The 12,762-nt window shown below is 72.2% G+C and carries 13 protein-coding genes; 8 read left to right on the plus strand and 5 right to left on the minus strand.

From position 1 onward, the window contains the following. Positions 1–3: 3 nt before the first annotated feature. On the minus strand, positions 4–1,602 hold the full coding sequence (locus tag ASG23_RS06435; protein WP_056021839.1) for a carboxyl transferase domain-containing protein: 1,599 nt from the start codon (positions 1,600–1,602) through the stop codon (positions 4–6). A 134-nt stretch (positions 1,603–1,736) separates the two neighbouring features. On the opposite strand from ASG23_RS06435, the gene ASG23_RS06440 reads away from it, so the two are divergent. From ASG23_RS06440 to ASG23_RS06450, 3 genes are all read left to right on the plus strand, one after another. Continuing rightward, a complete protein-coding gene (locus tag ASG23_RS06440) occupies positions 1,737–2,393 on the plus strand; it encodes an SACE_7040 family transcriptional regulator (RefSeq protein WP_056021842.1) in 657 nt (218 codons plus the stop codon). Between the two features lie 25 nt (positions 2,394–2,418). After that, complete coding sequence (locus ASG23_RS06445) at positions 2,419–3,378, plus strand: RNA polymerase sigma-70 factor (RefSeq protein ID WP_056021845.1); 960 nt, start codon at positions 2,419–2,421, stop codon at positions 3,376–3,378. Positions 3,379–3,465: 87 nt separating this feature from the next. Continuing rightward, positions 3,466–4,641 (plus strand): NAD(P)/FAD-dependent oxidoreductase, encoded by a 1,176-nt coding sequence (locus tag ASG23_RS06450; protein WP_056021848.1) that lies wholly within the window; start codon positions 3,466–3,468, stop codon positions 4,639–4,641. Positions 4,642–4,648: 7 nt separating this feature from the next. On the opposite strand, the gene ASG23_RS06455 is transcribed toward ASG23_RS06450, so the two are convergent. The 3 genes from ASG23_RS06455 to pdhA are packed head-to-tail and all read right to left on the minus strand — an operon-like array spanning position 4,649 to position 8,243. Further along, positions 4,649–6,118, minus strand: a complete 1,470-nt coding sequence (locus ASG23_RS06455; protein ID WP_056022711.1) for a dihydrolipoamide acetyltransferase family protein — start codon at positions 6,116–6,118, stop codon at positions 4,649–4,651. Beyond that, positions 6,115–7,122, minus strand: coding sequence for an alpha-ketoacid dehydrogenase subunit beta (locus tag ASG23_RS06460; protein WP_056021851.1), 1,008 nt, complete (start codon positions 7,120–7,122; stop codon positions 6,115–6,117). The genes ASG23_RS06455 and ASG23_RS06460 overlap by 4 nt, the downstream gene beginning before the upstream one ends. Next, a complete protein-coding gene (pdhA, locus tag ASG23_RS06465) occupies positions 7,122–8,243 on the minus strand; it encodes a pyruvate dehydrogenase (acetyl-transferring) E1 component subunit alpha (protein WP_056021854.1) in 1,122 nt (373 codons plus the stop codon). The genes ASG23_RS06460 and pdhA overlap by 1 nt, the downstream gene beginning before the upstream one ends. A gap of 157 nt (positions 8,244–8,400) precedes the next feature. On the opposite strand from pdhA, the gene ASG23_RS06470 reads away from it, so the two are divergent. The 3 genes from ASG23_RS06470 to ASG23_RS06480 are packed head-to-tail and all read left to right on the plus strand — an operon-like array spanning position 8,401 to position 11,002. Further along, complete coding sequence (locus tag ASG23_RS06470) at positions 8,401–9,165, plus strand: CoA transferase subunit A (protein ID WP_056021858.1); 765 nt, start codon at positions 8,401–8,403, stop codon at positions 9,163–9,165. Continuing rightward, positions 9,162–9,815, plus strand: coding sequence for a CoA transferase subunit B (locus ASG23_RS06475; RefSeq protein WP_056021861.1), 654 nt, complete (start codon positions 9,162–9,164; stop codon positions 9,813–9,815). Before ASG23_RS06470 ends, ASG23_RS06475 begins: the two co-directional genes overlap by 4 nt. Then, positions 9,812–11,002, plus strand: coding sequence for an acetyl-CoA C-acetyltransferase (locus ASG23_RS06480; RefSeq protein ID WP_056021864.1), 1,191 nt, complete (start codon positions 9,812–9,814; stop codon positions 11,000–11,002). Before ASG23_RS06475 ends, ASG23_RS06480 begins: the two co-directional genes overlap by 4 nt. 5 nt (positions 11,003–11,007) lie before the next feature. Here the strand turns inward: ASG23_RS06480 and ASG23_RS06485 are convergent, their stop codons facing one another. Next, positions 11,008–11,628 (minus strand): CGNR zinc finger domain-containing protein, encoded by a 621-nt coding sequence (locus tag ASG23_RS06485; RefSeq protein WP_162242664.1) that lies wholly within the window; start codon positions 11,626–11,628, stop codon positions 11,008–11,010. Between the two features lie 98 nt (positions 11,629–11,726). On the opposite strand from ASG23_RS06485, the gene ASG23_RS19780 reads away from it, so the two are divergent. Next, positions 11,727–11,924, plus strand: a complete 198-nt coding sequence (locus ASG23_RS19780) for a hypothetical protein (protein WP_157465542.1) — start codon at positions 11,727–11,729, stop codon at positions 11,922–11,924. Positions 11,925–12,042: 118 nt separating this feature from the next. Continuing rightward, on the plus strand, positions 12,043–12,651 hold the full coding sequence (locus ASG23_RS06490) for a hypothetical protein (RefSeq protein WP_056021871.1): 609 nt from the start codon (positions 12,043–12,045) through the stop codon (positions 12,649–12,651). Positions 12,652–12,762: the final 111 nt, after the last annotated feature.

A 12,762-nucleotide genomic window follows, 5' to 3' on the forward strand; every position in this document is an offset into this window, starting at 1 on the left:
CGCTCACATCCGGAAGAGCCCGAAGCGGGGCGCGCTCAACGGGACGGTCGCGCACACGTCGAGGGCCATCCCGAGCACCCGACGCGTGTCCGCGGGGTCGATGATCCCGTCGTCCCACAGCCGCGCGGTCGAGTAATACGGGCTTCCCTGCGTCTCGTACTGCTCGCGCAGCGGAGCCTTGAACGCCTCCTCGTCGGCGGCGGACCACTCGTCTCCCAGCTGCTCGCGCCGGATCGTCGCCAGCACCGACGACGCCTGCGGCCCGCCCATCACCGAGATCCGGCTCGCCGGCCACATCCACAGGAAGCGCGGGGAGTACGCGCGGCCGCACATGGAGTAGTTGCCGGCCCCGAACGAGCCGCCGATCACGACGGTCAGCTTGGGCACGCGCGTGGTCGCGACGGCCGTCACCATCTTGGCGCCGTGCTTCGCGATGCCCCCGGCCTCGTAGTCCTTGCCGACCATGAAGCCGTTCACGTTCTGCAGGAACACGAGCGGGATGCCGCGCTGGTCACACAGCTCGATGAAGTGGGCGCCCTTGAGCGCGGACTCGCTGAACAGCACCCCGTTGTTGGCGACGATCCCCACCGGGTGCCCGTGCAGGCGCGCGAACCCGGTCACCAGCGTGGTGCCGTACTCCCGCTTGAACTCGTGCAGCTCGCTGCCGTCGACCAGCCGCGCGATCACCTCGTGCACGTCGTACGCGGTCTGCAGGTCGGTGGGGACCACGCCGTAGAGCTGGCCCTCGTCGACCTTGGGCGGCCTGCTCTCGTGCACCTCCCACGCGGTGGTGGTCGGCACAGGCAGGGTCGCGACGATGTCCCGCACGATCTGCAGGGCGTGCGCGTCGTTCTCGGCCAGGTGGTCGGTGACGCCCGAGGTCCGCGAGTGCAGCTCACCGCCACCGAGGTCCTCCGCTGTCACCACCTCACCGGTCGCCGCCTTCACCAGCGGCGGGCCGCCCAGGAAGATCGTGCCCTGCCCGCGCACGATCACCGTCTCGTCGCTCATCGCCGGCACGTAGGCGCCGCCCGCGGTGCACGACCCCATGACGCACGCGATCTGCGGAATCCCCTCCGCGGACATCCGGGCCTGGTTGAAGAAGATCCGGCCGAAGTGCTCGCGGTCCGGGAACACCTCGTCCTGCATGGGCAGGAAAGCGCCCCCGGAGTCGACGAGGTAGACGCACGGCAGCCGGTTCTCGAGCGCGATCTCCTGCGCCCGCAGGTGCTTCTTCACGGTGAGCGGGAAGTAGGTGCCGCCCTTCACCGTCGCGTCGTTGGACAGGACCATGACGTGCCGGCCGTGCACGAGCCCGATGCCGGCGATCACTCCGGCGCCCGGCGCCTCACCGTCGTAGAGCCCGTCGGCGGCGAGCGGAGCGACCTCGAGGAACGGGCTGCCGTCGTCGAGGAGCACGTCGATCCGCTCGCGCGGGAGGAGCTTTCCGCGGGCCACGTGCCGTTCCCGCGAGCGCGACGGGCCACCCAGAGCAGCGGTCCGGAGCCTGCGCCGCAGCTCGGCGACGAGGGCGCGCTGCGACTCGTCGTTCGCGACGAACGACGAGTCGGCAGGGTCGGCTGCCGTGTTGAGCATCTCCATCGACGCTGTCTCCGCGGGGGGTGGTGGGAGAGACGAACCGAGTTAACGATCGTTAACCGAAATGACGCTAGTCTGCGATCACGCCGCTGTCCACCCGGTGGTCGCGAGCGCATCGTCCACGAGAGCAGGAGCCGATGCCCGACCAGCTCGACGCCTTGCCCGCTGCCTCGACGGCGCCGACGGCGCGCGGACGCGCGAAGGCCGAGCGTCGCGACGCGCTGCTGTCCGAGGCTGCCCGACTGTTCGCGAGCCGCGGCTTCGAGGGGGTGTCGATCGAGGACCTCGGGTCGTCGGTCGGGGTCAGCGGACCCGCGGTCTACCGCCACTTCCCCAGCAAGCAGGCGGTGCTGGCTGCGCTGCTCGTCGGGGTGAGCGAGGGCCTGCTCGTCGGTGGTCGGGCGGTCGTGGACGCGGCCGGGGAGGACGAACCCGCCGCGCTCGGCTCCCTCGTGCGGTTCCACGTCGACTTCGCCCTGCGCGACCCCGACGTCATCCGCGTGCAGGACCGCGACCTCGCGGCCCTGTCCCCGCAGGACCGGGAATCGGTCCGTGACCTGCAGCGCCGCTACGTCGACCTGTGGGTCGACGTGCTCGCCCGGCTCAGCCCGTCGACCGAGCGCGCCGAGCTGCGGCTGCGCGCACAGGCCACGTTCGGCCTGCTCAACTCCACCCCGCACAGCGCCCGCGCGGTGTCCTCGGCCAGGACGCGGGCACTGCTGGAGGAGATGGCGCTGGCGGCGCTGGGACGGACCGCGTGGTCCCGCCGGCTCGTCCGCGACCGCGAGGGGTGACCGGTCGTAGGGTCGGGACGTGAGCATGCGAGGCGTCGAGAACGACATCCGCCCGGACGAGGTCGAGGTCTTCGAGAACCTCCGGCCGCGCCTCGAAGCCATCGCGTACCGCCTCCTGGGCTCGGCCGCGGAGGCCGAGGACGCTGCCCAGGAGACGTTCCTGCGCTGGCAGGCCGCCGACCGCGAGCAGATCCGGGTGCCGGCCGCCTGGTTGACCCGCGTGCTGACCAACCTCTGCCTGACGCAGCTGCGGTCCGCGCGGGCGCGACGCGAGGTCTACGTGGGCCAGTGGCTCCCGGAACCGTTGCTCGAGGGCGACCCGATGCTCGGCCCGGCGGACACCGCCGAGCAGCGGGAGTCGGTCTCGACCGCCGTCCTGGTCCTGATGGAGCGACTGACCCCGACGGAGCGCGCGGTCTACGTGCTGCGCGAGGCGTTCTCATACCCGCACGCCGAGATCGCCGAGATGCTCGACCTCACCGAGGCCGCCAGCCAGCAGATCTTCCACCGCGCCAAGGAGCACCTGGCCGCGGAGCGGGTCCGCACCGAGGTCGACCGCGACGCCGCGCGGCAGGTGGTCGAGGAGTTCCTGGCGGCCGCGACGAGCGGTCGCACCGAGCCGCTCGTGGCGCTGCTGACCGCCGACGTCGTGGGCACCGGTGACGGGGGCGGCAAGGTCCCGGCGCGCGCGAAGTCGTTCGTCGGCGCCATGGCGGTCGCGAAGTTCCTGCGCGGCCTGTTGCGGCCGACCGACGTCAAGCGGGCGCTCCTCGGCGGGTCGCCCGACGCCTACGCGTGGACCGCCAACGGCAGCCCGGCCGTCGTCATCGCCGTCGGTGAGCGGCTCGTCGGCGTGATGACCCTGGAGGTGACCGACGACGGGATCGCCGCGATCCTGAGCCAGGTCAACCCCGACAAGCTCGGCCGCGCGGAGCGCCAGTGGCGGGCGTCGGACCACGGGGATCCGCTGATCGCCGGCTGGTGATTGAGGTCACACTGCGCGGGTTGTCAGGGATCGCGCGGCTGCTCAGTTCAGGAGGCACACCCCTCCACCACAGGAGCTGAGCACCCCATGAAGCACCGCATCGTCATCCTCGGAGCCGGCTACGCCGGATCCTCCGCCGCCGGTCGGCTGGCCCGGCGCCTGCACGGCGACGACGTCCAGATCACCCTGGTCAACGCCGAGCCGGACTTCGTCGAGCGGGTGCGGATGCACCAGCTCGCCACAGGCCAGGACCTGCGCGACCGACCGCTCCAGGACCTGCTGGCCGGCTCCGGCGTGACGCTGCGGGTCGCGCGCGCGACCTCTGTCGACGTCGACGACCAGACCGTCTCGCTCGCCGACGGAGCCGACCTCGGCTACGACACCCTCGTCTACGCCCTGGGCAGCGCGCGCGACGACCACGGCGTCGTGGGCGTGTTCGAGCACGCCCACGAGCTGGCCAGCCGCCCGGGCGCCCTCCGCCTGCGCGAGCGGCTCCGCACGCTCGCTCCCGGCGCGCGCGTCGTGGTGGTCGGTGGCGGTCTGACCGGGATCGAGGCGACCACCGAGATCGCGGATTCCCTGGCCCACCTCGACGTGGCCATCGCGGTGCGCGGCTCGTTCGGCGACTGGCTCTCGCCCTCGGGGCAGCGCCACCTGCGCCGGACGTTCGACCGCCTGGGCGTCACCGTGCACGAGCAGACCGCTGTCACGCGGGTCGACGCCGCCTCGGTGTCGACCGACGACGGCCGCACGATCCCGGCGGACGTCACCGTGTGGGCCGCCGGGTTCGCCGTCCACCCGATCGCGGCCGCGTCGAGGTTGGCGGTCACCGACCGCGGTCAGATCGTGGTCGACGAGACCATGCGGTCGGTGTCCCACCCGGACGTCTATGCCGTCGGCGATGCCGCGTTCGCGCACGGCCCCGTGGGTAACCCCCTGCGCATGTCGTGCGCGTCGGGCATCCCGATGGCGTGGCAGGCCGCCGACTCGATCGTCGCCCGCCTCACCGGCGGTCGGCTCCCGCACATACCCCTGGCCTACGTGCACCAGTGCATCAGCCTCGGCCGGCGCGACGCGGTCATCCAGTTCGTGACGTCCGACGACCGCGCGAGATCCTTCGCCCCCGGCGGACGCCTCATGGCCCGCTACAAGGAGCTCGTCTGCGCGGGCGCGGCCTGGGTGGTCACCAACCCGGTCCCCTACCCGGCCCGCCGCCGGCGCACCACGGCGGCGGCGCGCCCCATGCTGGTGACGAGCCGGTGACGATCCGCTAGACCATGCGCAGGACGGAGCCCGGTCGCGCGAGGATCTCGCCGACGTCGGCGAGGAAGTGGGCCGCCTCGGCTCCGTCGACGAGGCGGTGGTCGAACGAGAGGCTCAGCGTGAGCACGCTGCGCAGAGCGATCTGGTCCTGGAACTCCCACGGCTGACGCCGGATCGCTCCCATCGCCAGGATCGCGGCCTGCCCCGGCACCAGGATCGGCGTGCCCGTGTCGACGCCGAACACCCCGATGTTGGTGATCGTGATGGTCCCGCCGGCCAGGTCCGCAGGCGTCGTCGTGCCGTCCCGGGCGTCCTGCGTCAGGCGGCCGATCGCGTCGGCCAGGTCGGGCAGCGTGAGCCCGTCGGCGTCCTTGATGCTCGGCACCAGCAGCCCGCGCGGGGTCGCCGCGGCGATGCCGAGGTTCACGTAGCCGTACTGGACGATCTCCCCCGCGGACTCGTCCCAGTGCGCGTTGAGCGACGGGTTGCGGCCGACCGCGATCGTCACCGCCTTGGCGACGATCGTGAGGATCGAGACGCGATGCCCCTCCAGGGCGCGGTCCGACCGGAAGGCCTCCAGCAGCTCGAGCGTCGGCGTGACGTCGACCGTCAGCGCCGTCGAGGCGTGCGGGGCCGTGAACGCGCTGGCCACCATCGCGGCGGCGGTCTGCTTGCGGACACCCGTGATCGGCGTGCGCGTCTCGCGCGGTGCCGACGGGACGGCATCGGGGCGGTGGGGAGCCGGCACGTCGTCGGCCGGTCGGCTCTGCGACCGGGCGAGACCCGGGCGGTGCGCGGCGGCCAACGCGCTGGGCCGTCGCGCGGCCGGTGAGGCCTCCGCACCCGACACCGCCCGGAGGACGTCCTCCCGCGTGATCATCCCGTCCGTGCCGGAGCCGACCATCTTGTTCAGGTCCACGCCCAGGTCGTGCGCGAGCTTGCGGACCGGGGGCAGGACCTTCGGGCCGGTCCGACCGCCCGCGAGCGCGAGACCGACGTCGTGGGCGACGGCGTGCGCCGCGGCCCAGTCCGCCGACCTGGACCGACGCCGCGGTCGCGACGATCCCTCGACCAACGGTCCGTACCCGACGAGCACGGACGTCCGTTCGGGCGCGGCACCCGCCGCGGGGGTGGGCCGGTCGGCGGCAGCCGAGTCGTCATCCGAGGTCGGGCTCGCGACCCGGTCCGGCGGCTCAGCCGGGGTCGGCGCGGCGTCGTCGGCGAGCGCGGGCTCCTCGACCGCGATGCGCAGGAGCGCCGCCCCGACGGGCACGGTCACGCCCGGCTCGACCAGCAGCTCGGCGACCACCCCGGCGTACGGCGACGGCAGCTGGACCAGCGCTTTCGCGGTCTCCACCTCGGCGACCACCTGGTTGAGCTCGACGGTGTCGCCGACCGCCACGACCCACTCCACCAGGTCGGACTCGGTCAGTCCCTCGCCGAGGTCCGGCAGCGTCACGGTCTTCATCGTCGTCATGACGCCCTCCATCCGGTCAGGGAGTGCTGTCTGCCCATCACGCGGTCGACGGCGTCGAGGATCCGGTCCAGGTTGGGCAGGAAGTGCTCCTCCACCTTCGCCGCCGGGTACGGGGTGTCGAAGCCGGTCACCCGCGCGGGTGCTGCCTTGAGGATGTCGAAGCAGCGGTCGGTGATGCCGGCGACGATCTCCGCGCCGAGGCCACCGTTGCCCTGCGCCTCGTGGGTGACGACGAGCCGACCGGTCTTGCGCACGGACGCCTCGAGCGTGTCGAGGTCGACCGGCGACAGCGAGCGCAGGTCCACCACCTCGACCGACAGACCCTCGTCCTGGGCGGCGAGCGCCGCGTCGCGCGCGGTGATGACGAGAGGCCCATAGGCGGCGAGCGTGACGTCCGTGCCCTCGACGACCACGCGTGCGCGGTCGAGCAGCGGCGCGCCGTGCAGGGACTCGTCCACCTCGCCCTTGACCCAGTACCGCCGCTTCGGCTCGAAGAACACGACGGGGTCGTCGCACGCGATCGCCTGCCGGATCATCGTGTGGGCGTCCTGCGGGCTGGCGCAGGTGACCACGCGCAGGCCGGGCGCGTGGGCGAAGAACGCCTCGGGCGACTCCGAGTGGTGCTCGACCGCCCCGATGCCGCCGCCGTACGGGATGCGCACGGTGATCGGCATCCGCACGGACCCGCGGGTCCGGTAGTGGATGCGTGCCACCTGCGTGATCAGCTGGTCGACCGCCGGGTAGACGAACCCGTCGAACTGGATCTCCACCACCGGCCGGTACCCGCGGTAGGCCAGGCCGACGGCGACACCGAGGATCCCTGCCTCGGCCAGCGGCGTGTCCATGACGCGGTCGGTGCCGAAGTCGCGCTGGAGCCCGTCGGTCACCCGGAACACTCCTCCGAGAGTGCCGATGTCCTCGCCGAGCAGCACCACCGTGGGGTCGTCGTCGAGCGCGTGCCGCAGGCCGGAGTTGAGCGCCGCGGCCAGGGTCATCGTGGCCATCACGCCTCCTCGTCGAACATCGCGAGGTAGGCGGCGTACTGGCTGCGCTGCCGTTCGAGCGCGGGCGTCGGCTCGACGAAGACATCCTCGAAGACGCTCAGCGGCTCGGGGTCGGGCAGGCCGTAGCAGCCCTGGCGCATCCGGGCCGCGAACGTGTCGGCCTTCCGCGTGATGGCGGCGGCCCGCTCGTCGGAGAGTGCGCCCCTGGCCGTCAGCAGCCGTCCGATCCTCGCGATCGGGTCCTTCGCCGCCCACTGCGCCTTGTCCGACGGGTCGACGTAGCGGGAGGGGTCGTCGGACGTGGTGTGCGGACCCATCCGGTAGGTCACGGCCTCGATGAACGTGGGGCCGTCCCCGCGTCGTGCCCGGTCGAGGGCGACCCGCGTCGCGGCGAGCACCGCGAGCACGTCGTTGCCGTCGACCCGGATGGCGGGGATGCCGTAGCCGGCCGCGCGGTCCGCGATCGGTCGCTGCGCCTGCAGGCCGACCGGTTCGGAGATCGCCCACTGGTTGTTCTGGCAGAAGAAGATCACCGGGGCCGCGAACGTCGCCGCGAAGACCATCGCCTCGTGCACGTCGCCCTTGCTGGTGGCGCCGTCGCCGAAGTACGCGACGGCCACCGAGTCGACGCCGTCCTTGACGCAGCCGAGCGCGTACCCGGTGGCGTGCAGCGTCTGCGAGCCGATCATCACCTGCGGCGTCGCCATCCCGATCGCCCGGGGGTCCCAGCCCGCGAGGGCGGTCCCCCGCCAGACGCGCACGAGGTCCGTCGGCTGGGCGCCGCGGCAGTACGCGACACCGTTCTCGCGGTAGCTGCTGAAGACGAAGTCGTCGCTGCGCAGCGCGCGGGCGGAGCCGATCTGCGCGGCCTCCTGGCCCAGCAGCGGCGGCCACAGCCCGAGCTGGCCCTGCCGCTGCAGCGCGACGGCCTCGGTGTCGAAGCGGCGCGCCACGACCATGTCCTCGTACAGGCTCAGGAGACGGTCGTCGTCGACGTCGGAGACCACCGGGTCGTACACGGGGTCGTTCCGACGGACGCCGTCGGGGGTCACCAGCTGCAGCGCTTCCGCCTGCTGATGGGTGGGCAGGGCACGGCCGGGTGACACATCTGCACGCAACATGTTTCGCTCCGTCTGGTGGCGGAACCGTCGCTCTCGTGAAGCTAGGCCCCATTGCCTGATGTCCCGCCAGGGTAAGTCCGCAAGGGTCTTTGTGCCCATGCCCTAGCGCGAGTGTCGATCTGTCGGCGCACAATGACGTCGTCGACAGGAGGCAGTCATGGACAAGGTCGTCCAGTCCGCCGTCGAGGCGGTAGCCGACATCCCCGACGGGGCGACCCTCGCGGTCGGTGGGTTCGGCTTGTGCGGTATCCCGAGCGTGCTGATCCACGCTCTGCTCGACTCCGGCGCCCAGGACCTGGAGGTCGTGAGCAACAACTGCGGCGTCGACGACTGGGGGCTCGGCCTGCTGCTGCAGGCCGGTCGCATCCGGCGCATCATCGCCTCGTACGTGGGCGAGAACAAGGAGTTCGCGCGGCAGTACCTGGCCGGGGAGCTCGAGGTGGAGCTGACCCCGCAGGGGACGCTGGCCGAGCGTCTTCGTGCAGGTGGGAGCGGGATCGCCGCGTTCTACACGCGGACCGGCGTGGGGACGCTGGTGGCGAACGGAGGACTGCCGTGGCGGTACTCCCCCGACGGGTCGGTGCTGGTGTCGTCGCCTCCGAAGCCCGTCGAGACGTTCTCCGTGCGGGGGGTCCCGTCCGAGTTCGTGCGGGAGGAGGCGATCACGGCGGACTTCGCACTGGTCCGGGCTCTGCGCGGCGACCGCCTCGGGAACCTCGTGTTCCACGCGTCGGCGCGCAACTTCAACCCGTTGTGCGCAGCGGCCGGTGCCGTCACGATCGCCGAGGTCGAGGAGCTCGTCCCTGTGGGGTCGCTGGACCCCGACGCGATCCACCTGCCGGGGATCTTCGTGGACCGGGTCGTCGCACTTTCACCCGAGCAGGCTGCGGACAAGCGCATCGAGCGGAGGACGGTCTCATGAGTCTGACGCGCGAGCAGATGGCGGCACGGGCCGCCCTGGAGCTGGCCGACGGGTCCTACGTGAACCTCGGGATCGGGCTGCCGACGCTGGTGCCGAACTACGTCCCGCCGGGTGTCGAGCTGGTGCTGCAGTCGGAGAATGGGGTGTTGGGCGTCGGGCCGTACCCCGCGGACTCGTCCGTCGACCCCGATCTCATCAACGCCGGCAAGGAGACGATCACGGTCGCTCCGGGGGCGTCGTACTTCGACTCGGCGACGTCCTTCGCGATGATCCGCGGCGGGAAGGTCGACGTCGCGATCCTCGGGGCGATGCAGGTCTCGTCGTCCGGAGACATCGCCAACTGGATGATCCCCGGGAAGATGGTCAAGGGCATGGGCGGCGCGATGGACCTCGTGCACGGGGCGCGGCGGATCATCGTGCTGATGGAGCACGTCGCGCGCGACGGGTCCGCCAAGATCCTGCCCGCGTGCACGCTTCCGCTCACCGGGGTGGGTGTGGTGGATCGGATCATCACGGACCTGGCGGTGCTGGACGTCGGCGCCGACGGGCTCGTGCTGCGGGAGTGCGCGCCGGGGGTGTCGGTCGCGGAGGTGGTGGCGGCCACGCCCCTGGTGCCGTTGCTGGTGGACGAGGAGGTGGTGCTCTCATGAGCCCCGATCGTGAGGTCGTGATCCTGTCGTTCGCGCGGACGCCGATGGCGCGCCTGAACGGCGGGCTGTCGTCGCTGTCAGCCGCGTCGCTCGGCGCCGTGGCGATCCGCGGCGCGCTCGCCCGGGCGGGCGTGGACCCGTCCGAGGTCGACCAGGTCCTCATGGGCCAGGTCGTGCAGGCCGGCGCCGGCCAGAACCCCGCGCGGCAGGCCGCCGTCCAGGCCGACATCCCGTGGACCGTGCCGGCGACGACCATCAACAAGGTGTGCCTCAGCGGCCTCACCGCGATCATCGACGCCGCCCGCATGATCCGGCTGGGTGAGGCCTCCGTCGTGGTCGCTGGTGGGCAGGAGTCGATGAGCCAGGCACCCCACCTGCTGCCCGGCTCGCGACGCGGCTGGACCTACGGCGATATCCAGGCGGTCGACTCCCTGGCGTTCGACGGTCTCACCGACGCGTTCGACCGCGAGTCGATGGGCTCGTCGACCGAGCGGGGGAACAAGACCCTGTCGATCCCCCGCGAGGCGCAGGACCAGGTCGCCGTCGAGAGCCACCGGCGGGCTGCCGAAGCCGTCGGGTCCGGCGTGTTCGCTGCGGAGATCGTGCCTGTCGAGGTGCCCCAGCGGCGGGGTGCCCCGGTCGTCGTCTCCCTCGACGAGGGGATCCGGCCCGAGACGACCCTCGACTCGTTGGCGTCGCTGCGGCCGGCGTTCTCCGCCGACGGGAGCATCACCGCGGGCAACGCCTCCCCCCTGACCGACGGAGCCGCGGCAGTCGTCGTGGCGGCCCGAGAGTTCGCCGAGGCGCACGGACTGCCCTGGCTCGCGTCCGTCGGGGCGTCGGGGCAGGTGGCCGGGCCGGACAACTCGCTGCACTCGCAGCCGTCCGCAGCGATCGCCGCTGCGCTCTCGCGGGCCGGGTGGGACCTGTCGACGGTGGACTTCCTGGAGATCAACGAGGCGTTCGGCTCCGTCGTCGTGCAGTCCCTGGACGACCTGGCGTACCCGCTGGAGCAGACGAACATCCATGGCGGTGCGATCGCGCTCGGGCACCCGATCGGCGCGTCGGGGGCGCGGCTCGCGGGTCACGCCGCGATGGAGCTGGCTCGGCGGGGGCAGGGTCGCGCGGCGGTCGCCCTGTGCGGCGGAGGCGGGCAGGGCGAGGCACTTCTGATCTCACGCGACTGAGCGGCTCATCGGGCTCCGGTGCGCACCGCGCGGCGCCGCGCGGTGAGGCGCTTCGACTTCGCCTGGTTGCCGCAGTCCGTCATGCTGCACCACCGGCGGCTGCCGTTCTTCGACGTGTCGACGAACAGGTACTGACAGCCGTCCTGCGACGCGCACGCCTTGACCCGGTCGAGCGAGCCGCTCGTCGCCAGCTCGATCGCCGACTGCGCCACCAGCCAGCGCGGGAGCCGCAGGTCGGGCTCCCACGTCCAGCGCAGGCCGGCCGCGCCCGGTTCGAGGCGACCGTGGCGGAGGGCATCGGTGTATGACTCCTGGACCGCTGTGAGGTGATCGGCGCCCGCGACGCCGTCGGTGGCGTGCCCGTAGAACATGGCGAACACGGCCTCACGAAGACCCCGGACGCGGACCAGCTCCTCGCTCGCCGCATCGGGGTCGGCGTCCGCGCGGGCCCGGAGCGCCTCGGCCTCCGCGGAGGACAGACCTCCGGCACGCAGGGCCCAGTCGACGAGGTCGGCGTAGGTCGTCAGGTAGTCCAGCGGGACGTCGAGAACCCGTCCGTCCACCGAGTTGGCGACGTCGAGGCACAGCGCCCCGCCGACGAGCTCGGGAACCACCTGCTGCTCCACCACAAGACACCTCTTCCGCTACCGCCATATCTTGTTTCGATGGTAGCACGGGGCGTACGCTACCGGTATAACGCAGTTCACTAGTAGCGGAGGTCATCATGATCGACGGACTGGCATTCACCGGACTGAGGGCTACCTGGAATCTGGCGCACTCGGCGATGCCGGATGCACCGTTGCTGCCGGAGGCGGCGCGGCGACGGCGCCGCGGCATCGTGCGCCCGTCCGTCGCAGCCACCCTGCGGCGGACGGCGGAGAGGCTGGACCCGATCGGTGGCCCGCGGGTGGTCTATCGCTGACCTGTACGCGCCCCGCTCCTCCTCGATGTGCACGTGGCAGCCACTCCACCGGTTGCGGCCCTTCCCGGACGGCAGTCCAATCAACGCAGGGGGGCCGAGCTTCCGAGGAGGAAGAACCATGGACACGACCGTCTGGATCATCGTCGCCATCGTCGTCGTGCTGCTGATCATCGCGGCCGTCGTCATGAGCAGACGCAGCGGAGAACGCCGAGCCGACGCCGAACGCGCACGTGCGCGGGAGATCCGCGAGAAGGCCGCCGCCGACCAGATCGAGCTCCAGCGCCGGGAGGCAGAAGCCGCCCGGCTGGACGCTCAGGCACGCCTCGCCCAGGCCGAGGCGGACACCCGGGCGGCCGACGCGGCGGCGCTGCAGACCGAGGCACAGGTGCGCAGCGCCGAGGCGAGCGGCGCACGGTCCGAGCTGGACGAGCGGCTCAGGGCCGCGGACCGCATCGACCCCGACGTGGTCGTCGAGGAGAACCGCGCCGCGAGCCGCGTCGGACCCGATGCGGTCGCCGAGGAGACGCACCCCGGGAGCCGAGTCGGACCCGACGTGGTGACCGAGGAGAACCGCGGCGCGAGCCGCGTCGGACCCGACGTCGTGACCGAGGAGACGCACCCCGCGAGCCGCGTCGGACCAGACGTGGTGACCGAGGAGAACCGCCCCGCGAGCCGGGTCGCACCCGACGTCGTGACCGAGGAGACGCACCCCAACCCGAGGACGTGAGGGGCGAGCCGCGAACCAGAGGTCGAGGAACGCCGCAGTCCATGATCGAGCGGCGTTCCTCGACCGTGAACGGCGCTGGAGAGGTGTTGTCCACAACGAGCGGCGGCGCCC

This window comes from Cellulomonas sp. Leaf395 (assembly GCF_001424125.1).
In the GTDB taxonomy this organism is placed as follows: domain Bacteria; phylum Actinomycetota; class Actinomycetes; order Actinomycetales; family Cellulomonadaceae; genus Cellulomonas.